Genomic DNA, 22385 nt, shown 5'->3' with positions numbered 1-22385 from the left:
GACCGGGCCTGAGGTCGAGGCGCCTACGATCGTGGGGTGCCGAAGGAAACCGGCCGCAGGCCCGTGGCGACGAACCGCCGGGCCCGGCACGACTACGCGATCCTGAAAACGTACGAGGCGGGCATCGCGCTGCTCGGTACCGAGGTGAAGTCGTTGCGCGCGGGCCGGGTGTCGCTGGCCGACGCGTTCGCCCAGGAGCACGACGGCGAACTGCTGCTGTACGGCCTGCACATCGCGGAGTACAGCCACGGCACGTGGACGAACCACGCCCCTCGCCGCATCCGGAAACTGCTGCTGAACCGGGTGGAGATCGACCGCATCCGCACGAAGGTGCGCGAGGACCGGGTGACGCTGATTCCGTTGTCGATCTATTTCAGCAACGGGTGGGCGAAGGTGGAACTGGGGCTGGCGCGGGGGCTGCGCTCGTTCGACAAGCGGCAGGTCCTCGCGGAGCGCGACGCCAACCGGGAGATCGCGCGCCAGTTCGGCCGCCATGTGAAGGGCCGCCACGTGCAGGGCCGCCGCCCGTAGCTGCCCGTGTCCGGCGGGGATGTTAGCTTGCCCGGAGATCAACCGAGGGAGCACCATGGGCGCGTCGCAATGGGACTACTACGTCGCGTATCAGCCGGACCTGCAGGCGGCGCTGGACGCGTTGCGGCAGCACGTTCTCGACACCGGCGACTACTGGTGGGCGGTTCCGTACGAGTTCGGCAAGTCCGCCGCCGATTTTCCGAACCGGCCGCAGACGGAAGACGAGCTCTGGGCCGCGGAGGAGGTGCAGGAGGCGGGCACGCACTCGATCCTGGACGTCGATCGCGTGCTCGACACCGGCGAGAAGCCCGACTACGGAACGGTCGAACCGGTCGGCGCGGCGGAGGCGCTCGACCTGATCGGTACCGCCACGCTGACGCGGGACCACGTCGGTGCGCTGTGGTCGCTCGTCCGGGAGCGGTCGTTCGGCCGGTGCGCGGTGCTGCACGACGAGGCGGGCGTGCCCACGGAGATCTTCTTCTTCGGTTACTCCGGCGACTGAGCCGGCGGCCGCGGTCGGGTCGCCAGCAGCAGGAGGAACCCGAGCACGCACAACCCCAGGCTCATCACGTACGCCAGCCGGTAGCCGTTCGACTGGGCCAGCCCGAAGAGCGGGCCGGCCACGATCTGGCCCATCGGGAACGTGTTGGTCGACATCGTCGTCGCGTGGCCGGGGCGGTCCGGCATGAGGTCCTGCACGTACGGGATGCCCAGGGCGGAGATCGCGGCGATGAACAGCGCGTTGAACAGTTGGGCGGCGGCCAGCTGCCACACCTCGTGGGACGCCGCGGCCATCGCCTGGTAGGCGATCCCGGCGGCCGCGCCCAGCAGGATCAGGACGCGCAGCGGCACGCGTGTGGAGAGCACGCCCAGCCCCAGCATCAGCGGGATCTCCAGCGCCGCGCACAGCCCGAGGATCAGGCCGGCGTCGGTCACCGTGCCGCCGAGTTCCTCGGTGGTGAACAGGGCCACCGCCTGCCCGCCGAGGTTGAGCGGGGTCTGCAGGAGGACGAACGCCACGATCGTCAGGAGGATGGTGAATCGGAGGCCGGCGGCCGGCCCGTCGGCGTCCGTGGACGCCGGGGCGGGGGCGGGCGCCTCCGCGTCGGGCAGCCGGAAGGCGACCACGGCGGCCAGGCCGTACATGGCGGCGGCGGCGCCGTAGACGAGGGGGAAGCCGCCGACGGCCAGCAGCGCCGCGGCAACCGGCGGGCCGGCCACCCACGCGATCGAGAAGACCGTGCGCAGCACGCTGATTCCGAGCGCCGCCCGCTTCGGGTCGCGCTGCGCCAGCACCTCCCGCGCGAACGCGAACGTCTGCGGGAACAGCACGCCCGCGGCGGCCGTCGCGGTGACGGTGACGGCGAGCAGCACCCAGTAGTCGCGGACGACCGCGGTGAGTCCCATGCCGATCAGCCCGGCCAGCGACGCGCCGACCATCAACGGGCGCCGCACCGGCCACCGGTCGGAGACGCGTCCCACCGCCCAGGCCGCTACCACGGCCGACACCGGGTAGGCGACCAGGATCACCGTCGTCTGTACCGCGGTGGCGTGCACCTCGGTGGCCAGGAACAGCGAGATGAACGGGACCACCAGCGAGTTGGCCAACCCGACGATCAGGAACACCAGCCCCAGCGGTGCCAGCACCCGCCGCCCGCCCGTCACCGTCCCCGTCGTCATGATCGGAGACGGTACGGCCCGCCCAGGTCAGGGTGCGAACAAGGGCGCCAGGTCGACGTAGATGCGGTAGTCGGTGACGAGACCGGCACCGTCGCGGGTGAAGATGGTGACCCCCGGGACCCGCACCGCGCCCCCGTCCCGCCGGTCGTACTCGACGACGAGCTCGGCCACGGTGTCGGCGCCGCTCTCCCAGCGGTTCCGGAGCTCGTGGCGCAGGCCGTCGATGCCGGCGAAGAAGGCGCCGACGGCGGCGGCGATCGCGGCCGGCCCGACGATCGGGTCGGCGTTGCCGAAGACGAATCGCCCGTCCGGGGCGAACAGCGCGGCGAAGCCCTCGGCGTCCCGCTTGTCGACAAGGGTGAAGACGTGGTCGGTGAACATGGCCACAGGACACCGGACCGGGCCGGACAACGCCATACGTAGATTTCCGTACGCGGTTTGTCCTTTTGCGTCCCGGGTAGCTGACGGGCGTGGAGACGGGTTTTGCGCGGCGCACCCTCATCGTGATCGGGCTGGTCCTGGCGACGGTGGCGGTGCTGTTCCTCGCCTACGAGACGCGCCGCGTGCTGACGTGGATCGTCATCTCGGTGTTCTTCGCCGTCGCGCTGCATCCACCGGTCACGTGGGTCACGCGGCGGATGGCGTTCCGGCGCCGGTGGCTCGGGACGCTGCTGGTGTTCATCGTGGTGTTCGTCGTGCTCGCCGGGCTGGTCACGCTGTTCGTGGTGCCGCTGGTGAACGAGGGCGCCCAGGTGGCGAAGGACTTCCCGCGGATCGTCGAGGACGCCCGGAACGGTCGCGGGCCGGTCGGCGGCCTGATGGAGCGCTTCCACGTGGTGCGGTACGTGCAGGACAACGCCGACAAGATCCGCGAGTACGCGTCCGGCCTCGGCGCGCCGACGCTGGCGTTCCTCACCGGGGTCGCGACGACCGTCGCCGGCATCGTGACGATCTTCGTCCTGTCGTACCTGATGGTCCTGGAGGGGCCGCGGGCGGTCGACGCGTTCCTGACGCTCGTCGACGACCGGCGCGCCGAGCGGATCCGTCGCGTCGGACGCGACTGCGCGCGGACCGTCACCGGGTACATCAGCGGCAACCTGATCATCAGCCTCGTGTGCGGGCTCCTCACGTACGCGGTGCTGATGGTGCTGGGCGTCCCGTACGCGGGGCTCATCGCGTTGTTCGTCGCGCTGGCCGACCTGGTCCCGCTCGTCGGCGCGACGCTGGGCGCGGTGGTCGCGTCGCTGGCGGCGTTCACGCAGTCGGTGACCGCGGGCGTGGTGACCGTGGTGTTCTTCATCGTCTACCAGCAGTTGGAGAACCATCTGCTGCAACCGGTCGTGTTCGCCCGCACGGTGAAGCTCAACCCGCTGACGGTGCTCATCGCGATCCTGCTCGCGGTGGAGCTGGCCGGGATCCTGGGTGCGTTGCTCGCGATCCCGATCGCCGGGATCCTGCAGATTCTGGCCCGGGACATCTGGGACGCCCGGCGCGGTGGGCTGAAGCCCGAACCGACGGTCGGTCCGGAGGAGACGCCGGTCGATCTATCGCCGCCCGGGCGCGAGCTGCCGGCGCCCGGGACCGACGGCGGCGACGAGGGACGCGGCGCCGCAGAGCGCGGCGGTCCAGACGAGGCTGGCGCCCGGGCCGGTGCGGTCGGCGAGTAGGCCGGCGAGCCAGGGACCGGCCATCTGGCCGGCGGCGAAGACGACCGTGAACGCGGCCAGGACTCCGGTGACGCGCCCGGGTGGCGCCCCGGCGCGGACCAGCCCGGTGACCGTGGCGGGGACGGTCATGAAGACCGCGCCGTAGGCCACCGCGGACAGGACGACCGTCGGGGGGACCGGTGCCAGCAGGGCGAGCAGCGCGGCGGCGGCGATGATTCCCAGGGCGAGCGACATGTTCCGCTGCAGCTTCGGCGCGGCGACGACGGCCAGGCCGAGCAGCGTCCAGGTGAGCGCGGTCTGCGCGGTGGTGGCGTCGCGGTCGGCCAGGTAGGCGGACAGGAACGTGATGTAGGCGATGTAGCCGGCGGCGAACAGCAGGTAGGCGACCGCGACCGTCCACAGTGGACTCTTCGGCGGCCGGCCGTCGTCCGCGACCGGGGCCGGTTCCCGGGTGGCGCCCCAGCTCACCGCCGCCGCCACGCCGGCCGCGACGGCGAGCACGGCCCAGGCCAGCGGCCAGCGGTCGGGACGGCCGGCGAGCAGCGTCGGCACGACCGCGCCGCTCAGCGCGATCCCCACGCCCGTCCCGGCGAAGAAGACCGCGGTCGGCGCCATCACCGCGCCCGCGATGAACACCAGCGCGCCGCCGAACCCGGCCACCGCGCGGGCGGCGAACAGCGCCGCGTAGTCCGTCGTCGCGGCGGTGGCCGCCAGCGCGAGGGCGCACAGCACCATGCCCGCGCGGAACGTGGCCGGCAGGCCGACCCGGCGGACCACCGCGGCCGCGGCCAGCGCGCCGACGAGGTAGCCGAGGCCGTTCGCCGTGGTCATCGTGCCGGCGCGGGCGAGGTCCCAGTGCAGGTCCCCGGTCATGGCCGGGAGGATGAGACCGTAGGCGAACCGTCCGAGCCCGAGCGCCGACGCGGTACCCAGGGCGAGGCGCGCGCTCACAGGTTCCGGCCGAGGAAGTCGATCACCGTGCGGGCCAGTTCGAGGCGGTGGTCGGACAGCGCGTGGTCGGTCGGGAAGACGTGGTGCTCCGCGGTCCGGTACGCCGCGACCAGCGGCGCGTGGTGCAGCTCCGCCGGGGTCACCGGGTCGCGACCGGTGCCGATCAGCAGCACCGGACGGCCGGCGAGCCGCGGTGCCAGGTCGGCCAGCCGCCACGCCGGCCCGGCCGCCTCCATTTCGGCCACCAGCGCCGCGCCGCTCGTCCCCCGCAACGGGAGCAGGTCCTCGTCGAACGCGTCGACGTACGCCTGCCGCGCGTGTTCGTCGGCCCGGCACGCGGCGGCCGCGACGCCGAAGTCGAAGCCGGCCACCGAGACGACCGCGGCGACGGCCGGGTCGGCGGCGGCGGTCATCAGGGCGGCGAACCCGCCGAGGCTGTGGCCGACGAGGGCCACGCGGTCCGCGTCCAATGGATGCCGGCCGCTGCGGACGGCCGTGACCACGGCGGCGGTGTCCTCCAGGACGTGTCGCCACGACCACGACCCGCCGACGCCCCACGACCCCCGGTAGTGGAAGACGAGCGCGGCGTACCCGGCCCGGCGCAGCGCCTGGGCGAGGTCGAAGTTGCGCTCGTTGCCGGGAAAACCGTGCAGCACCACGACGACCGGGTGCGGCCCCGCGCCGGCCGGCAGGTGCAGGACGCCGAGCAGGGTCTCGCCGTGGCTGTCGAAGGTGACGGCGGGGGTGCTGGCGTCCATGCGTGGTCCTCGCTCCGTGATGGTACCGATCGGTTCGACGTCACCGTACAGGGCGATCGAACCGAGCGGTACCATCTGTGACATGCCCGTCCCCAAAGGCGCCACCCTCGACCCGGCCTCGACCCGCGCGGCGATCCTCGACGCGGCCACCCGGCTCCTCTACACGCGCGGGCTCGACGGCATCGGGGTCACCGAGCTGTGCACGACGATCGGGGTGTCCAAGGAGACGCTGTACCGCCACTTCGGCTCGAAGGACGGGCTGGTGCTGGCGGTGCTGCAGGCCCGCAGCGACCGGCTGGTCCGCTGGCTCGACGAAGCCGCGGCCGCTGCCGGGGAGGACGCGTTCGACCGGCTCGCCGCCGTGTTCGACACGCTGGGACGCTGGCACGCCGAGCCCCGCTTCCGCGGCTGCGCCATCCTCAACGCCGCCACCCAGCACCACGACGGCGCGGAACGCGCGCTGGCCGCCCGTCACCTGGACCGCCGCCTCGACCTGCTGACCGGCATCGCCACCCGGGCCGGCGCCACCGACCCGGAGGCTCTGGGGCGCCAGCTGCTGACGCTCCTGGTGGGCGCGACGGTCCTCGCCGACCACCACGCCGCTCCGGACGCCGCCGAGGTGGCCAAGCACGCAGCCCTCACCCTGTTACGCGCCGCACGGTAGCCGCCTCGACGCTGTCGCGGCACCCGGCGCGGTAGGCGCATCCGGCGCAGTAGGCGCGTCCGACGCGATCTTGGACTCCGTGCGGGCCTGGGGCACCGCGGGGAGTCCAAGATCCGGCAGGGGCGGGCACCGGCCGAGGCGAAACCGCAGAGAAGTCTTTGCAAAATTCTCTTTGCGGTTTACTCTCGGTGCATGGCAGCGAACCCCGGCAACCCCACCCCGCCGCCCGGTGGCTGGCCGGCCGGCATCGACCCGGCCCGCGACCTCATCCTCACCCCGCGCCGCCTGCGCGGTCTCGTGCACCCGATCCGGGTGCGGCTGCTGAACCTGCTGGAGTCCGACGGGCCCGCCACCGCCTCGCAGCTCGGCCGCCGCATCGGCGAGTCGAGCGGCACCACGAGCTACCACCTGCGGATCCTGGCCGAGCTCGGCTTCGTCGAGGACGACCCCGAGCAGGGCAACGGCCGCGACCGGTTCTGGCGCACGCCCTACCGCCGGTCGGGGTTCAGCTTCCGCTCCCCCGACGACCCCGGCGACGACGAGACGATCGGCCTGGGCATCCAGTACGTGCGGCTCAGCGTCGACGCCGCCAACCGCCGGGCGATGTCCTTCGTGGACAGTCTGCCGTCCCGGGTCGAGGAGCTGCACACCATGCCGTGGACGTTCAGCGAGATCTCCATCGAGGTCACGCCCGAGGAGGCCCGCGCGTTGTCCGCCGAGGTCACGGCCGTCGTGCACCGCCATCTCCGCGCGGCCGGGGCGCCGCCCAGAGGCGACGGCGCGGAGCGCGCCGTCTTCCAGTTCCAGCTGCTTCCGGACGAAGAGGTGACGCCGTGAGCCGGCGGGCGCCGTTCACGGCGCTGATCAGCGCGTACGTGGTATCGGTGGCGGGCACCTCGATGTCGGCGATCGCCATTCCCTGGCTGGTGCTCACCACCACCGGTAGCGCGGCGCGGACCGGCGTCGTGGTGTTCGCGCAGCTGCTCCCGTACGTCGCCGCCCAGATGCTGGCCGGGCCGGTGGTCGACCGGTTCGGGCTGCGCCGTTCGTTCGTGTGGGGCAACGCGGCGGCGGCCGTCGCGATCGCGGTCATCCCGGTCTGCTACGCCCTCGACGTCCTGACGCTGCCGGTGCTGATCGGGCTGGTCGTGCTGGTGGGTGTGCTCCGCGGCGTCGCCGACTGCGCCAACGGGCCGCTGGTACCGACGACCGCCGAGGTCGGCGGGATCCCGCTGGAACGGGCCGCCGGCCTGAACTCCGGCGCCAACCGCGCCGCGCTGCTGCTCGGCGCGCCGCTCGCGGGCGTACTGGTGACGCTGTTCGGATCGCCGGCCGTGATCGCCATCGACGCGGGCACGTTCGCCGTGGCGGCGGCGGTCGCGGCGATCTGGGTGCGGGTCCCCGAACCGCCGCCGGCCGAGGCCACCGGCGTGCGCGGCTACCTCCGCGACCTGGGCGAGGGCCTGCGGTTCGTCCGCGGCGACCGGTTGCTGCTGGGCATCATCACGATGGTCGCCGTCACCAACCTGCTCGACCAGGGGCTCGGCGAGGTCATGGTGCCGGTGTGGGTCCGCGACGAGATCGGCACCCCCGCCGTGCTCGGCCTGATCAGCGGCGTCGGTGGTGGCGGGGCGGTGCTCGGCAGTTTCCTCGGCGCCTGGCTGGCCCCGAAGCTGCCGCGCTGGTCGATGTTCAGCGTGTCGTTCGTGCTGAGCGGCGCGCCCCGGTTCGTCGTCCTCGCCCTGTCCGACTCGCTGGTGCTGACGCTGACCGTCTGGTTCGTCGCCGAGGTGTTCAGCGGCACGATCAACCCCATCCTCGGCGCGGTGGCCTACGAACGGATCCCGACCGAGCTCCGGGCCCGGGTGCTCGGGGTCGTCCGGTCGTCCGCCTGGCTGGGCCTGCCGTTCGGCGCCCTCGCCGGCGGCTACCTCACCGAGGCGTGGGGCCTGACCACGGCGCTGTGGGTGTTCGGCGCCGCCTACCTGCTCACCACGCTGGCCCCGTTCGTCTTCCCGTCCTGGCGCGAACTCGACCGTCGTCCCGAGCCGGCCGCCGACGCCCGCGAGGCTATTCCGGCGGGATGACGCCTTCCGGCGGGATGACCGTGACGCCCGGCCACCGCTCGTGCGGCCGGTGCCGGTCGAGCCGGGCCCGGGACTGGTCGACGCCGATGCGCCGGGGATTGCGCCGCCAGACCCCGTCGAGCAGATCGGCCAGCCCGAACGGCGCGCAAACCTCGAGGTCGCCCGTCGCGGTGAGGCGGACGGCCACCGCCGTGGCGGTCTCCGGCCACGTGCCGACGGCGTCCCCGATCGACGTCAACGGCTCGACCGCGCCCCCGCCGAACCGGGCCGGGTACCACGTGTGCACCGCCGCCTGGTTCTTCGCCTCCCACGGCACGTCGGGCAGCCGCTGCCGCAGCCGCTCTGTCACCCGGTCGTCGTTGGCGCGGCTCAGGTCGTGCGGATCGAAGAACGCCACGTCGACGTCGCGCACCCGCGCCGGCTCGAACCCGGACCCGTACCGCTCCCCCCAGACCAGGTCACGGAGCACCCCGGCGCCGACCCACGCGCCCGGCTCGAAGCGCGCCGCGTCAAGCACCCGCATGAGCCACGCGCTCCCCCGAATCAACCCCTCCACGATGCCGACCCTACGCAGCCAGCTGTCGATCTTGCAGTTGTGGTGCCGGGTTGCGGGTGGTTTGCGCTGGTCTGATGGGCACCACAACTGCAAGATCGACGGGGGGCTTGCGGCGGCGGAGGGTGGAGAGCGCGATTCCCAGCAGGATCGCCGCACCGCCGGCTAGTTGCGGCGGGCCCACCGGGTCGCCGAAGGCGGCCACGCCCAGCGCGACGCCGACCAACGGTTCGAGGTTGAGGAAGGCGCCGGCGATCTCCGGGGAGATGCGCGCCTGTGCCCACGCGAACAGCGTGAACGGCACCAGCGTGCCGCCGATCGCCAGGCCGATCATCGCGGCCGTCGGCGCCACGCCGGGGGCGGTGGGCGGCGCGCCGTCGAGGGCCAGGGCGAGGGGCAGGGTGCCCACGGCGGCGGCGGCGAGTTGCACGGCGGTCACCGCCACCGGGTCGCGGCCGGACAGGAGCCGGGGCTGGGTGACCATGAACGCCGCGGAGAACAGCAGCGACAGCACGACCAGGGCGTCGCCGGCGAGCGTGGCCGTGCTCCCCGCGTCTGCTCCGATCACCGCCACGAGGACGACGCCGCCCAGCCCGAGCGCGAAGCCCAGCCACGCCACCGCGCCGACCCGCGACCGGCCGAGCGCGACCATCAGGAGCGCGACCAGCACGGGCATCGCCCCGATCAACAGTGCCGCGTGCGACACGCTGGTCCGCTGGATGCCGGCGTTCTGCAGGACGATCACCGCGCCGTACCCGGTGACCCCCGACACCAGGATCCCCGGCGAGACGGCCCGGCGCAGATGGCGCCGTCCTACCCAGGCGAGCGGCAGCACCGCCAGCGCGAAGCGCGCGACGGTCAGCCAGGCCGGGCTCATGCCGGTGAGGGCGACCTTCGACAGCGGCACGGTGGTGCCCCAGAGAAGGCCGGACGCGGTGAGGGCGAGCAGGGTGGAACGGTGGTTGGTGCGCATGCTCCCGATGATCCACGGCGACTGTGGCATATAGATCGGATCTGACGCTTGACTGAATTATATTCAGCAGAATGGCCGTAAAACTTGACGACGTTGACATTCTGCTGCTCCGCGAACTGCAGCAGGACGCCGACCGCACCAACGTGGAACTCGCCCGCATCGTCGGCCTGTCCCCCGCCGGCACGCTCAACCGGGTGCGCCGCCTCAAGGAGACCGGCGTCGTGCGGCGCATCACCGCCCGGCTCGACCCGGCGCAGGCGGGCTTCCCGTTGCAGGTCTATCTGTCGGTGACGCTGGCCCGGCACGATCCGCGGGCCAACCGCACCTTCGAGGAGACGGTCCGGGCCATGCCGCAGGTCATCGCCGCCGACTGGGTGGCCGGCGAGATCGACGCGATGCTGCTGGTGGTCGCCCGCGATGTCCCCGAACTGCAGCAGGTGCTGGTGCGCCTGTCGACGCGCGGTGCGCAGCGGCTGACCACGCTGCTGCGCCTGGAGGAGATCAAACCGGCGTCGCCCCTGCCGGTCTAGTCGTGGACGCGGCCGAACTCGCCGAGCGGGTCGCTGGCCGTGCCGTGGATCGCCCGGATCCGGCCGGGCAGGTGGCTACCGATCGGGGTGCCGGCCAGCAGCCGGGCCGTGAGGTACGGGTCGAAGCCGTCGTACCAGCCGAGGAGCCAGTCGACGTACCGCCCGTGGGCGCCGAAGTAGGGGACGGTCCCGTCCTCCGTGGTCACCATCCGGACGAGCGGTTGGCCGCCGTCGCGCAGGCGCGCGGCGTCGTCGGCACACACCGGCACCCGGCGGCGCGCGCCGCCACCGGGTGCCCACTCGACCTCGGCCGCGGCCGGGCCGTGCACGGGGCTGAACACGCACGGCGGCTGGTCGCCACCGAGGACGGCCCGGTTCGCCCGGCCCAGCGCGAGGGTGGCGGCCCGCAGGTTGTCGGCCCAGTTCTCGTTGGCGGCGAACCGGTCGGCCGCCTGCTCGGCGACGCGCAGGTCGGCCGCCGCGGCCGCGTCTCCCGACGCGTACACCCGGGCCCGTACCGATTCCAGGTCCTCGCGGAGGACCGCGGCGATGGCCGCGCGGTCCCGCTCCCAGTCGGCCGCCATGCCGGCGAGCATCGCCGTGCCCCGGGACAGCCGGACCCCGACCGCCACGGCGGCCAGCACGACCGCCCCGCCGACGATCACGGCGACGACCCACCAGTCCACCCGGTACCTCCCGAACCCGATCATGCGGCGGCCGAGCTTAACCCCAGGTCAGCTAGGTGCGATAGACGCGGACGTAGTCGAACACCGCCTGCGCGCCGGCGCCGCCGTGGGAGATCAGCCCGATGCGCGGCGTGGCCGTCGCCGGGAAGGTCCACGTGCCGCCCCACGACCAGGTGCGGCCGTCGGTGCTCCAGCCCGCGCGGTACCGGTGCTCGCCGCCGACGACCGTGTGCGCCAGCCGCAACCACGTCGTCTCCGCCGGCGGACCCTCCACCATGCCGCCGTACGAGAGGCGGCCGGCGTACGGCAGTTCGCGGCCGAACTCGAGCTGGCGGGTGTTCCAGATCGCGACGTGGCTCAGCCGGGCGAAGTCGTCGTCGCCGGCGTACACGATCAGGCCGGCCTGCTGGTAGTTGCGGACGGTGTCGACGCCGAGATCGATGCTCAGCTTCGTCTCGACGACGTAGTCGCCGCGGGGCGCGTCGCGGACGAGCACGGCGGCGGTGTTGCCGGTGCCGACGAGGTCGGCCGCCTGGGTCGGCCAGCGCAGGGCGCCGCCGGAGACCACCGCGCGGTCGTCGCGCCGGATCCACGTCCAGCCGGGTCCGACGTCGGTGCCGGCGAAGTCGTCGGTGACGACCGCCCGGCCGGGCCGGGGTATCGGTTGTCCATTGTGGACGGACGGCCAGCCGCCGTCCCACGACAGGCGGTCGACGAGCATGGGACGCCGGTTGATGCCGTCCGTCCCGTTGAGGTACGGCTCGTTGCGGTCGATCGCGTGGTACACCAGCCAGTCCCGGCCGGCGGCGTCGGTGACCACCGCGTTGTGGCCGGTGCCGATCCACCGGTCGCCGGTGGGCTGGATCACCGGCGTGCCGCCGACGCGGCTGGTGAGCAGGGATACGCCGGCCCGGTCGACGAACGGACCGGTGGGCGTGCGGGACCGGCCCGCGAACACGCTGTACCCGGTGGTGGGTCCGGCGCAGCAGTTGGCCGCCGAGCCGAACAGGTAGTACCAGCCGTCGCGGCGGACCACGTAGGCGCCCTCGTACCGGTTGTCGATGGTCACCTGGGTCGGCGTGCCGGCGACGGCCAGGCCGTCGCGCGTCAACGGGACCACGTGGATGCCGCCGAAGTACGACCCGTAGTACAGCCACACGTTCCCGCGCGCGTCGACGAGTTGGGCCGGGTCGAACGTCCACAGGAAGCCGCCACCGGCGGCCGGGCGCGGCGCGATCAGCGGCGCGCCGCTGTCGGTCCACGGACCGAGCGGGGACGGCGCGGTGGCGACGCCGATCGCCGAGTCGTCGCCGGGGTTCAGGGTGGTGTCGGTGACGGTGTAGTAGAGGACGTACCGGCCGGCGGTGTAGCGGATGTCGGGCGCCCACAGGCCCGCGGTCGCGGTCGCCCACGCGGGCCGGTTCCCGGGCGAGAACGCGTCACCCTGGTACGTCCAGTCGACCAGGTTCGTCGACCGCAGGATCGGCAGCAGGTGCGGCGTCGTCTCGCCGGCCTTCAGCGGGTCGCTGGTGCCGAACGCGTAATAGGCGCCGTCCCTGCCGCGCACGACGGCGGGGTCGGCGAACGTGTCGGCGGCGGGTGCCGACACCGGGTTGCGGGGCGTTCCCGCCGCCGCTTGCTGGGAAGGAACGAACAGGCAGGCCGCCATCAGCGTGACGGCAAGGAGTCTCTTCATCGGCGCTCCTCGGGTAGCGGTTGCGGGGCCGACGTGGGACCGTGCACGACGGGACGGCCGTCGGCCCAGGTGACCTCGTCGAGCCAGAGTTGGCGGCCGGGTGACACGGCGCCCTCGGCGCCCTTCGGCCAGGCGTGGTACAGCAACCAGGTGCGCCCGGCGTGCTCGACCATCGAGGCGTGGCCGGGGCCCGACGCTGTGTCGCGCGAGACGAGCACGGGGTTCTCCGGTGCCTTGACGCACGGGCCGAGCGGCGTGTCGCAGACCGCGTAGCCCTCGGCGTAGTCGGCGGAGCCGTAGTCGTTCGCGGCGTAGAACAGGTACAGCTTTCCGTTGTGACGCCACAGGAACGGGCCCTCGACGACCCGCCCCTCCCACGGTTCGGTCTGCCTGAGCAGTTTCGCCGCCGCACCCTCCAGGCGCAACCCGTCGGCCGACAGGCGCTGCGCGTAGATCCAGGTGTCGACGCCGATCGCGTTGCCGTCGTTCTTCCACACCAGGTACAGCGAACCGTCGGTGTCGCGGAACGGGCCGGCGTCGATGGAGCCGCCGAGGTCGGCCTGGCAGAGCAGCGGACCGGTGCCGGCGGCGGTGTACGGCCCGCCCGGCGCCGTGGCGGTGGCCACGGCGACACACTGCCGGCCGGAGGCCCGGTCGGCGACGGTCACGTACATCACGAAAGCGTTGTCCGACAACGCGATCACCTCGGGCGCCCACGTCTTCCCGGCGTCGGCCCAGTCGGGCAGCTTCGGGAACGCGTCGCCGTGCGGCGTCCAGGTGACCAGGTCGGGCGAGGTCATCACCGGCACGTTGCGCCCGCCGGCGTTGGTGTGCACCAGGTACCAGGTGTCGCCGGCGCGGAACGCCTGCGGATCGGGCGCGTCACCGGCGTACACCGGGTTGGTGAACGTCCTCACCGGGGGATCCCCGTTCCCTTGTGGGGACGGGGATCCCCCGCATCCACCCACCGTGAGGAAGACCAGACCGGCAACGAGCGCACGTCTCATCCCTTCAACCCGCTGCGGGACACGCCCTCGATGACGTACCGCTGCGCCAGCACGAACAGCAGCAGGGCCGGGACGCTCGCCAGCACCGCACCCGCCATGATGACCGGGTAGTCGGCGATGTACGCGCCCTGGAGCAACCCGAGGCCCGCGGGAAGCGTCAGCCGGTCGGCGCTGAACAGCACGTAGACCGGCCACAGGAAGTCGTTCCAGTTGCTGAGGAACGACAGCACGGTGAGCGTCGCCAGCGCCGGCTTCGACAGCGGCAGCACCACCCGCAGGAAGATCTGCCACTGGTTGGCCCCGTCGAGGACGGCCGCCTCCTCGAGTTCCCGGGGCAGCGACAGGAAGAACTGCCGCAGGAAGAACACCCCGAACGCGCTCGCCGCGCCCGGCACCACCACGGCGGTCAGCGTGTCGAGCCAGCCGATGGTGTCGGCCACGAGGAAGTTGGGGATGATCAGCGTGGCCGGCGGCACGAACAGCGTCGCCACGATCAGCGCGAACATCATGCCGCGGCCCCGGAACCGCATGCGGGCCAACGCGTACGCCGCCGTCGACGCGGTCACCAGCACCAGCGCCGCGTGCAGGGTGGCGGCGAGCATGCTGTTGAGGAACCAGCGCAGCACGGGATTCTGCGAACCGGGCTGGAACAGCTGCTCGTAGCCGTAGGTGGACACCGGGTCGGGCAGCCAGGTCGGCGGGCTCTGCTGTGCCGACGAGTACGCCTTGAACGACGTGATCACCATCCACAGCAGCGGGACGATGAACACGGCCGTCAGGAGAACGACGACGGCGTAGAACAGGATGCGACGCATCAGTCCTCCCGGTACCGGAAGATCCGGAAGTTGGCGAGGCTCACCAGGATCAGCATCAGCGTGAGCGTCACGCTCATCGCGGCCGCGCGGCCGGCGTCGTTCTGCCCGATCCCCCGCTCGACGATGTACATGACCACGGTACGCGTCTCCTCACCCGGCGCGCCCTGGGTGATCAGGTACGACTGGCCGAACATGTTGGCCGAGGCGAGGATCGTGGTGGTGACGACGAACAGCAGCACCGGCCGCAGGCCCGGCAGCGTCACGTTGCGGAAGCGCTGCCACGCGTCGGCACCGTCGACGGTCGCCGCCTCGTACAGCTCCCGCGGGATGTCCTGCAGCCCGGCCAGGTAGATGACGGCGTTGAAGCCGCACGTCCACCACACGGTGACGCCCACCAGCGACACCCACGCCCACGGCGTCGACGTGACCCACGCCGTCTCCGTGCCCAGCAGGTGGTTGACGAAGCCGAGGTTCGCGTCGAGCAGGAACCGCCACAGGAGACCGATGACCGCGACGCCGAGCACGTACGGCGCGAAGTACACCGCGCGGAAGAACGTGCGGCCGGGGAACGACCGGTTCAGCAGCAGCGCCATCCCGAGCGGGATCAGCACGAGCAGCGGCACCGACGCGACGGTGAAGATCCCGGTCGCCCGGACGCTGTTCCACCAGTCCTCGAACACCAGCGAGTCGGAGGTGAACAGCTCGGTGTAGTTGTCGATCCCGACGAACGGCTTGTTGGGCAGCTGGAAGTCCCACTGGTGCAGGCTGAGCCACACGCCGAGGAACACCGGCAGCAGCCCGAACACGCCGAAGATGACCAGGTACGGCAGGAGGAACAGGTACGGCGTGGCTCGGCCGTGCGCTCTCACGTCCCGTACTTCTTGCGGTTGTCCTCCAGCAGCTTGTCGGCCTTGGCGGCGCCGTCGTCGAGGGCCTGCTTCACCGGCTTCTTGCCGAGGATCGCCTCGTTGAACGCCGTGTAGAACAGGTTCGTCACGTCGCCGATGCCGGGTGCCGCCGGCGGGAACGCGGCGTCGGGCAGTTCGGCGGCGAGCGTGTTGACCTCGGTGAGGTCCTTGAACTTCGGGTCGGTCAGCACCGACTTGCGGGCCGGCACCTGGCCGCCGGCGGCCCAGTCGAGCGAGTGCTGGCTGAGCCAGTTGATGAACACCTTCGCGCCGTCGACCTTGTTGCCGTCGGCGCCGCGCGGCTGCTGCACGATCGTGAAGTTGTGCGAGTTGGCCCACACCGACTTCTTCGACCCGATCTGCGGCATCGCCGCGACGCCCCACTGGATCTCGGGGCTCTTCTTGAGGTCGTTCACCTGCCAGATGCCGTTGACGTTGAACGCGTTCTTGTTGCTCTTCAGTGCCAGGTAGTCGGCGTCCTGGCCGACGTTGGCCGGCGAGTGCCCGTCGGCGACCAGCTTGGCGCACCAGCTGACGGCCTCGACCGCCTCCGGCGAGTTGAACGTCGCCTTCGTGGCGTCGGCGTTGTAGAGCGAGCCGCCGAACTGGTAGACGAGCGAGTACCCGGTCATGCCGCCGGTGAACTGGAACGGGCTGATCCAGAAGCCCTGGATCCCCTTGCCCTTCAACGCGGCCAGCGCCTGCTCCACCTCGGAGCGGTTCGTCGGCGGCTTGTTCGGGTCGAGGCCGGCCTGCTGCAGCAGCGTCTTGTTGTAGTAGAAGCCGACCGGGTGCATGTCGAGCGGGATGCCGTAGCGCTTGTCCTGGAACATCCCGCCCTTCCAGACCGTGGGCGCGAAGTCGGATTCGGTGAGCTCCAACGCCTTGGCCACGTCGTCGACGGGCTGGATCACCTTGCGCGCGGCGAACGTCGCGAGCTGGTCCATGTGCATCACGGCGATGTCGGGACCATTGCCGCTGGAGACCGCGCCGGGAAGCTTGGCGTAGTAGTCCTCCCAGCGGTAGGTGGCCACGGTGATGGCGATGTTCTGGTGCTCGCCGTTGAACTGGTCGACGAGCTTCTTGAAGATGTCGCCGTCGCCGCCGGTGAAGCCGTTCCAGAGGTTCAGGGAGACCTTCGGGCCGGTGTACTCCTTGCCGCCGGTGTTCGAGCCGGCGGGCTTGTCGTCGTCGTCCCCGCAGGCGGCGAGGCCCAGTGCTGAGACACCCAAACTGGCGCCGATACCGGCGCCCATTCCTAAGATTCGGCGGCGGGACAGGTTCATGGCGGGACCTCTCCTAAGAGGTGGTGAATCGGATCAGGTTCCAGGACGCGGCGCGGAGCCGCACGGACGACCGTCCACTGTCGACGGTCGGCAGGTCGTGTGCGATGGGAGTGACGCGGTCGGGCGCGGCCGCGTCGTTGACGGCGTCGGAGGCGTGGATGGCGAGGTGCTCCTCGCCGTGTGCGGTGTCGAAGGCGCGCAGGTCGAGGTCGAGGGTGAGGTCGCGGTCGCCGCGGTTGACCGCGAACACCGTCAGCGCGCCCGTCTCCTCGTCGTGCGTGGCGACGGTGTCCACAGTGGACACGTCGCCGTATCTTTTCGTTTCGTGGGTCGGCCCGGTGGGTTCGGTCCGCAGCACCGTGCCGCGGGCGTGCCGGGCGGTGAGCGCGAACGGGTGGAAGATGGTCTGCCGCCAGGCCGGGCCGTTGGTCCCGGTGCGGATGGGCGCGATGACGTTGGCCAGCTGCGCCTGGCACGCCACGCCCACCCGGTCGGCGTGCCGCAGCAGCGTCATGAGCAGGTCGCCGACCACGACGGCGTCGGTGGCGGTGTAGGTGTCCTCGATGAGGGCCGGCGCCTCGACCCAGTCCCGGTCCATGTCGGTGCGCAGCCGGGACTGGTACCAGACGTTCCACTCGTCGAACGAGATCTGCAGTCGGCGCTTGTGCCGCTGCTTCGCCGCGATGTGGTCGGCGGTGGCCACCACCTCGCGGATGAACGCGTCCATGTCGACGGCCGAGGCGAGGATGCTGGCCCGGTCGCCGTCGGACGGGTCGTAGTAGGTGTGCGCGGAGATGTAGTCGACGAACTCGTAGGTGTGTTCGAGGACGGTCGCCTCCCAGCCGGCGAACGTCGGCATGCCCCGGTTCGAGCTGCCGCAGGCGACGAGGCTGATGGTCGGGTCGATCAGCTTCATGGCACGCGCGGTTTCGGCGGCGAGCCGGCCGTACTCGTCGGCGGTCTTGTGGCCGACCTGCCACGGCCCGTCGAGCTCGTTGCCCAGGCACCACAGCTTCACGCCGTACGGCTCGTCGACGCCGTGCTTGCGGCGCAGGTCGGAGAAGTGCGTGCCGCCCGGGTGGTTGGCGTACTCCAGCAGGTCGCACGCCTCCTGGACGCCGCGGGTGCCGAGGTTGACGGCGAGCATCGGCTCGACGCCGGCCTCCCGCGTCCAATGCATGAACTCGTCGAGGCCGAACGCGTTGGTCTCGATGGACTTCCAGGCGAGGTCGAGGCGGCGCGGGCGGTCGCCGGCCGGGCCGACGCCGTCCTCCCACCGGTACGAGGAGACGAAGTTGCCGCCCGGGTACCGCACGACGGAGACGCCGAGCTCGCGGGTGAGCTCCAGGACGTCGCGACGCAGGCCGAGCGCGTCGGCCTCCGGATGGCCGGGCTCGAACACCCCGCCGTAGACGCAACGGCCCATGTGCTCGACGAACGACCCGAACAGTCGCCGGTGGGCGGGGCCCACCCGGAACGACGGATCGATCGTCACCCGCGCTGTCGTCATCGGCACTCCACCTTCGTCGTCGATGTGGGTATGGTTTTACAACGTTGCATACAACGTTGTAAAGAGGGCTCGACGTTGTACAGTGCTCGCGTGCGGCACAGGCTGAAAGACGTCGCCGAACGCGCCGGCGTGTCCGTGAAGACCGTGTCGAACGTGGTCAACGGGTACGAACACGTCCGGCCCGACACCCGGGCGCGGGTGCTGGAGGCGATCTCGGCGCTGGACTACCGGCCCAACATCAGCGCGCGCAACCTGCGCCGGGGACGCACCGGGATCATCGCGCTGGCCGTCCCCGAACTCGACATCCCGTACTTCGCCGAACTGGCCCGGCACGTGGTCACCGCCGCCGCCCGGCACGACTGGACCGTGCTCATCGACCAGACCAACGGCGACCGCGAGCAGGAGCGCCTGGTCGCCGGCGGCATCCGCGACCACCTCATCGACGGGCTGATCTTCAGCCCGCTGGCGCTCACCGGCGCCGACCTCTCCCCCTCCGCCGAGGCGCCGCCGATGGTGCTGCTGGGCGAGCGGGTCGACCACGGGCCGGCCGACCACGTCGCGATCGACAACGTCGCGGCGGCGCGCGACGCGACCGCCCACCTGATCACGCTCGGACGCCGGCGCATCGCGGCGGTCGGCGCCCAGCACACGGCCGAGGCGGCCACCGCGCGCCTACGCCTGGCCGGCTGGTCGGCGGCGCTCACCGCGGCCGGCCTGCCCGCCGACCCGGCCCTGGTCGCCCCCGCGCCCTCCTGGCACCGCGCCGACGGGGCCACCGCCGTCCGCGACCTGCTCGTCGGTGGCCGGCGCCCGGACGCGATCCTCTGCTTCAACGACACCCTGGCCCTCGGCGCCATCCGCGCCCTGCACGACGCCGGCCTCCGCGTGCCCGACGACGTGGCCGTGGCGGGCTTCGATGACATCGAGGACGGTCGCTACTCGATCCCGACGCTCACCACGGTCGCCCCCGACAAGGCCGACCTCGCCCGGGTCGCGGTCGACCTGTTGGCGGCCCGGGTGGCGGGCGGCGACACCGGTCCGCCGCAGGAGCAGACCGTGCCGCACCGCCTCATCGTCCGCGAAAGCACGGGTTAGCCGGGGATGTCGATCCAGGCCCGCACGGCCTCGTGCGCGTCGGGGGTGGCCGGGTCGAGGGACGTGTCGTCGACGAGTTGGACACCCGTGGTGCCGTAGGTGACCGTCACGACGCGGTTGACGGTGCCGACGATCTCGCCCCAGTGCTCGACCGTCTCCCACGAGCCGCGGGTGTACTTGTACTGGACGACGGTGCCCTCCAGCACGGGCAGCGTCACCTCCCACAGGTCCGGGCCGACCCGCGTCATCGCCACCCGTCCGGGATCCCACGGCCCCAGCTCGGGCAGCGACCCCGGCATGTACACCGTGTCGGCCGGCGGGGTGGTGGACGGCACGCGGACCCGCCACGTCACCGTCACCGGCTGCGGCACGGTGGTCTGCACGACCTCGTTCGACGGCACCGACCGCGCGGCGCCGACGACCGCCCGCACCACGTAGGCGTAGGTGGTGTCGACGGTGACGCCGCTGTCGGCGTACGTCGTGGTGCCGGCGGGCACCGTCGCGACCGGGTCGCCGTAGACGCCGTCGGCCGTGCGGCGGAACACCTGGTACGACGCGCCGGGAACCGGGTCCCACGCCAGGGCCACGACCGAGCCGGCGAAGCGGGTCACCGTGAGGTTCGCCGGTGCCGGCACCGCGCCGGGCGTGTGCAGCAGCCGCACGGTGGTCCGCTGCCCACCGACCGTGACGACCACCGGGCCGTCGCCGGTCAGCCGGGCCTGGAACCGCACCGTGCGGGTCGACCGGGGATCGACGCGCACGTACCGGGTCTGGCTGGTGCCCGGCGCGGACATCGTGACGTCGGCGCCGCCGGGCACCGTGCCCCGGTTCTCGACCGTCGCCGTGATCGTCACGATGTCGCCGCTCTCCACGGCCGCCGGCGCGTCGAGCGCGGTGACCCGCGGCCGCGGTTCGACGTACCGCGGCAGGGCCCGGTCCGCCCTCGTCGCGGGGCGGAACCGCACGGCCTGCCCGCCGCTGCGGTCCATCGCCGCCACGAACGTGTCCCGGGCGGTGACCAGTGACCGGTTCACCGCCAGCGGCGTCGGATCCGTCGCGTAGTCGGTCGCCGCGGCGTCGGTGTACGACTCGGCGACCCAGTCGCCCCGGCCGAGGAAGTCCAACCGGTACCGCAGGGCCTGCGCGCGGTCACCGGTCATCGCGCCGACGTACCACTCGGCACCGGACCGGCGGGCGGTGACCAGGTGGTCGCCGACCGCCGCGGACAGCGTCCGGCTCTCGTCCCACCGGGCCGGCACCCGTTCGACGAACGGCAGGCCCGGCGTGCCGGCGTAGTGCTCGGGCAGGTCGGCGGCCATCTGGACGCCGGAGAAGTAGTTCACGTAGTACGACAACTGCTTGGCGACCGTGGTGTGCACGCGCCGGTCGAAGCCCTGCGGGTCCCAGAGAATGTTCATGATGCCGGGCGTGTAGTCCATCGGTCCGGAGAGCATCCGGGTGAACGGCAGCGTCAGCGTGTGCTCCGGGGTGTTGCCGGCCGAGAACGCGTCGTACTCCTGGCCGCGCATGGCTTCCCGGGACAGGGCGTTGGGGAACGTGCGCACCTCGCCCGTCGCGTGGACGCACTCGTGGCAGACGACGTTGATCCGGTGCCGCGCGGCCTTCTCCAGTACGAGGCGGTAGTGGTTCACCGACCGCTGCGAGTACGTGTACTGCCCGGGGATCTGCCCGACATAGCCGGTCTTCAGGTAGTGGACGCCGAGGCGCTCGTAGAGGGCGAACGCCGCGTCGATCTGCGCCTCGTAGTTGTCGAGGCTCGCGCCGGTCTCGTTGTGCGCCACCCACTCGACGCCCTTCGACTTCCCGTACGCGACAACGGCTTCCAGGTCGAAGTCGTCGGCCGGTTCGGTGAAGCTCTGGTCCGCCCAGGAGCCCTCCCAGCCCTTGTTCCAGCCCTCGGTGAGCACGCCGCCGATCCGGTGCGCGGCCGCGAAGTCGATGTACTGCTTCGCGCGGTCGGTGGTGGCGCCGTGCCGGGGACCCTCCTCCCACGTGTACTGCTGGTGCTGCAACGCCCACCAGATCCCGACGTACTTCGTCGGACTGATCCAGGAGGTATCGGTCTGACAGATCGTGCAGGGCGGGTTGAGGTTCTCCAGCAGGTGCGAGTCGACGAGACCGGCGGCGTCGCGGCTCACGGTGAGGACCCGCCACGGCGTGGCCCGTCCGGTCGTGGTCACCACCGCCGCGGCCCGGTCCGGCGTGGGGGTCAGCGCGGCCCGGAGGCGGCCGTCGGCCTTGACCAGCGTCATCGCGGCGTAGTCGACGAGGTCGGCCTCGTGGATGGACAGGTGCGTGCCGTCGCCCCAGCGGAACGTCGCCGGGGTCATGGTGTCGCCCATCGCCCGGTACGGCGTGGCGCGCCACAACTGCTCGTCGCCGTCGTAGGCCAGGCTGCGCGGCGTCCACCAGGCCGCCGGATCGCCGGCGAGGGCGAACTCGGTGACCTCGTCGACGATCTCCAGCGTGCGCAGGCCCTCCTGGTCCGGCACCCGGTAGCGGAACGCGACGCCGTCGTCGTAGGCGCGGACGATCAGGTCGAAGCGGCGTCCGTCGGCCTGGCGCAGGCCGACCGTGAGCTCGCGGTGGTGGTCCCGCACGACGCTGTCGGCGCCCCAGACCGGGCGCCAGGTGTCGTCGCGGGTCCGGGTGGTCGCGCGGGTCACGCTCACGGCGTCACCGATGGTGGACCCGTCGGTGAGGCGCAGCCCCAGCTTCGACGGCTCGACGAGGGTGCGGCCGTTGCGGGTCACCGAGTAGGTGAGGTGCCCGCCCGTGGTGCCGACCGCCAGCGTCAGCCGGCCGTCGGGCGACGAGACGCGGGCCGCCGGACCGGATGCCGCCGCCGCGGGCGTCGGGCTCAGGGTGATCAGCAGGGTGAGGACGGCGGAAGCGGCGGCTGCCTTCATCGGTCGCTCCGATCATGGGCCGAAACCGGTTGCGTGCGTCGCAGTCTTCTCCCATTGA

Annotated in this window: 21 protein-coding genes and 1 pseudogene; 8 read left to right on the top strand and 14 right to left on the bottom strand. The window is 72.1% G+C overall.

Going from position 1 to position 22385, the window contains the following annotated elements; genetic code table 11:
• Positions 1-36 precede the first annotated feature (36 nt).
• Both smpB and Vau01_RS38360 read left to right on the top strand, forming a co-directional pair.
• Positions 37-531, top strand: a complete 495-nt coding sequence (gene smpB, locus Vau01_RS38365; protein WP_204004108.1) for an SsrA-binding protein SmpB — start codon at positions 37-39, stop codon at positions 529-531.
• A gap of 55 nt (positions 532-586) precedes the next feature.
• Positions 587-1033, top strand: coding sequence for a hypothetical protein (locus Vau01_RS38360; protein ID WP_204004098.1), 447 nt, complete (start codon positions 587-589; stop codon positions 1031-1033).
• Here the strand turns inward: Vau01_RS38360 and Vau01_RS38355 are convergent.
• Both Vau01_RS38355 and Vau01_RS38350 read right to left on the bottom strand, forming a co-directional pair.
• Complete coding sequence (locus Vau01_RS38355; protein ID WP_204004095.1) at positions 1018-2211, bottom strand: MFS transporter; 1194 nt, start codon at positions 2209-2211, stop codon at positions 1018-1020. The two genes, Vau01_RS38360 and Vau01_RS38355, sit on opposite strands and share 16 nt — an antisense overlap.
• A gap of 27 nt (positions 2212-2238) precedes the next feature.
• The gene (locus tag Vau01_RS38350) at positions 2239-2592 is read right to left on the bottom strand and encodes a nuclear transport factor 2 family protein (protein WP_204004092.1); all 354 of its coding nucleotides are present in this window, start codon (positions 2590-2592) and stop codon (positions 2239-2241) included.
• A gap of 89 nt (positions 2593-2681) precedes the next feature.
• On the opposite strand from Vau01_RS38350, the gene Vau01_RS38345 reads away from it, so the two are divergent.
• Positions 2682-3878: an AI-2E family transporter gene (locus tag Vau01_RS38345; protein ID WP_204004089.1), complete on the top strand. Its 1197-nt coding sequence runs from the start codon at positions 2682-2684 to the stop codon at positions 3876-3878.
• Here the strand turns inward: Vau01_RS38345 and Vau01_RS63850 are convergent.
• Both Vau01_RS63850 and Vau01_RS38340 read right to left on the bottom strand, forming a co-directional pair.
• Positions 3858-4829, bottom strand: a pseudogene (locus tag Vau01_RS63850) (YbfB/YjiJ family MFS transporter); the annotation flags it as partial. The gene Vau01_RS38345 and the pseudogene Vau01_RS63850 overlap by 21 nt on opposite strands.
• Positions 4826-5587: an alpha/beta hydrolase family protein gene (locus Vau01_RS38340; protein ID WP_204004087.1), complete on the bottom strand. Its 762-nt coding sequence runs from the start codon at positions 5585-5587 to the stop codon at positions 4826-4828. The pseudogene Vau01_RS63850 and the gene Vau01_RS38340, both read right to left, overlap by 4 nt.
• An 82-nt stretch (positions 5588-5669) precedes the next feature.
• Here Vau01_RS38340 and Vau01_RS38335 point away from each other — a divergent pair, with 82 nt between their 5' ends.
• From Vau01_RS38335 to Vau01_RS38325, 3 genes are all read left to right on the top strand, one after another.
• Entirely contained in the window at positions 5670-6251 is a 582-nt protein-coding gene (locus tag Vau01_RS38335) for a TetR/AcrR family transcriptional regulator (protein ID WP_204004084.1), read from the top strand.
• 192 nt (positions 6252-6443) lie between these two features.
• The gene (locus tag Vau01_RS38330) at positions 6444-7088 is read left to right on the top strand and encodes an ArsR/SmtB family transcription factor (RefSeq protein ID WP_204004082.1); all 645 of its coding nucleotides are present in this window, start codon (positions 6444-6446) and stop codon (positions 7086-7088) included.
• The gene (locus tag Vau01_RS38325; RefSeq protein ID WP_204004080.1) at positions 7085-8338 is read left to right on the top strand and encodes an MFS transporter; all 1254 of its coding nucleotides are present in this window, start codon (positions 7085-7087) and stop codon (positions 8336-8338) included. Before Vau01_RS38330 ends, Vau01_RS38325 begins: the two co-directional genes overlap by 4 nt.
• Here Vau01_RS38325 and Vau01_RS38320 read toward each other — a convergent pair.
• Positions 8322-8894 (bottom strand): nucleotidyltransferase family protein, encoded by a 573-nt coding sequence (locus Vau01_RS38320; RefSeq protein WP_239152185.1) that lies wholly within the window; start codon positions 8892-8894, stop codon positions 8322-8324. The two genes, Vau01_RS38325 and Vau01_RS38320, sit on opposite strands and share 17 nt — an antisense overlap.
• A gap of 10 nt (positions 8895-8904) precedes the next feature.
• Positions 8905-9864: a DMT family transporter gene (locus Vau01_RS38315; protein WP_204004078.1), complete on the bottom strand. Its 960-nt coding sequence runs from the start codon at positions 9862-9864 to the stop codon at positions 8905-8907.
• Between the two features lie 71 nt (positions 9865-9935).
• Here Vau01_RS38315 and Vau01_RS38310 point away from each other — a divergent pair, with 71 nt between their 5' ends.
• Complete coding sequence (locus Vau01_RS38310; RefSeq protein ID WP_204004076.1) at positions 9936-10394, top strand: Lrp/AsnC family transcriptional regulator; 459 nt, start codon at positions 9936-9938, stop codon at positions 10392-10394.
• Here the strand turns inward: Vau01_RS38310 and Vau01_RS38305 are convergent.
• From Vau01_RS38305 to arfA, 7 genes are all read right to left on the bottom strand, one after another.
• Complete coding sequence (locus Vau01_RS38305) at positions 10391-11104, bottom strand: hypothetical protein (RefSeq protein WP_204004074.1); 714 nt, start codon at positions 11102-11104, stop codon at positions 10391-10393. The two genes, Vau01_RS38310 and Vau01_RS38305, sit on opposite strands and share 4 nt — an antisense overlap.
• A gap of 28 nt (positions 11105-11132) precedes the next feature.
• Complete coding sequence (locus Vau01_RS38300) at positions 11133-12776, bottom strand: family 43 glycosylhydrolase (protein ID WP_204004072.1); 1644 nt, start codon at positions 12774-12776, stop codon at positions 11133-11135.
• Positions 12773-13693, bottom strand: coding sequence for a glycoside hydrolase family 43 protein (locus Vau01_RS38295; RefSeq protein ID WP_239152184.1), 921 nt, complete (start codon positions 13691-13693; stop codon positions 12773-12775). The genes Vau01_RS38300 and Vau01_RS38295 overlap by 4 nt, the downstream gene beginning before the upstream one ends.
• Positions 13694-13779: 86 nt before the next feature.
• The gene (locus Vau01_RS38290; RefSeq protein ID WP_204004066.1) at positions 13780-14598 is read right to left on the bottom strand and encodes a carbohydrate ABC transporter permease; all 819 of its coding nucleotides are present in this window, start codon (positions 14596-14598) and stop codon (positions 13780-13782) included.
• Positions 14598-15467 carry a carbohydrate ABC transporter permease gene (locus Vau01_RS38285; RefSeq protein ID WP_204004063.1) on the bottom strand — a complete coding sequence of 290 codons (870 nt, stop codon included), beginning with the start codon at positions 15465-15467 and terminating at the stop codon, positions 14598-14600. The genes Vau01_RS38290 and Vau01_RS38285 overlap by 1 nt, the downstream gene beginning before the upstream one ends.
• Complete coding sequence (locus tag Vau01_RS38280; protein ID WP_239152183.1) at positions 15464-16738, bottom strand: ABC transporter substrate-binding protein; 1275 nt, start codon at positions 16736-16738, stop codon at positions 15464-15466. Before Vau01_RS38280 ends, Vau01_RS38285 begins: the two co-directional genes overlap by 4 nt.
• A 67-nt stretch (positions 16739-16805) precedes the next feature.
• The gene (gene arfA / locus Vau01_RS38275) at positions 16806-18302 is read right to left on the bottom strand and encodes an arabinosylfuranosidase ArfA (protein ID WP_204004059.1); all 1497 of its coding nucleotides are present in this window, start codon (positions 18300-18302) and stop codon (positions 16806-16808) included.
• A 90-nt stretch (positions 18303-18392) separates the two neighbouring features.
• Here arfA and Vau01_RS38270 point away from each other — a divergent pair, with 90 nt between their 5' ends.
• A complete protein-coding gene (locus tag Vau01_RS38270; RefSeq protein WP_204004057.1) occupies positions 18393-19397 on the top strand; it encodes a LacI family DNA-binding transcriptional regulator in 1005 nt (334 codons plus the stop codon).
• Here the strand turns inward: Vau01_RS38270 and Vau01_RS38265 are convergent.
• Positions 19394-22327: a glycoside hydrolase family 97 N-terminal domain-containing protein gene (locus tag Vau01_RS38265; RefSeq protein ID WP_204004055.1), complete on the bottom strand. Its 2934-nt coding sequence runs from the start codon at positions 22325-22327 to the stop codon at positions 19394-19396. The two genes, Vau01_RS38270 and Vau01_RS38265, sit on opposite strands and share 4 nt — an antisense overlap.
• Positions 22328-22385: the final 58 nt, after the last annotated feature.

The organism is Virgisporangium aurantiacum, assembly GCF_016863635.1.
GTDB classification, from domain to species: Bacteria; Actinomycetota; Actinomycetes; order Mycobacteriales; family Micromonosporaceae; genus Virgisporangium; species Virgisporangium aurantiacum.
This window is presented reverse-complemented; position numbering and strand designations above follow the sequence as displayed.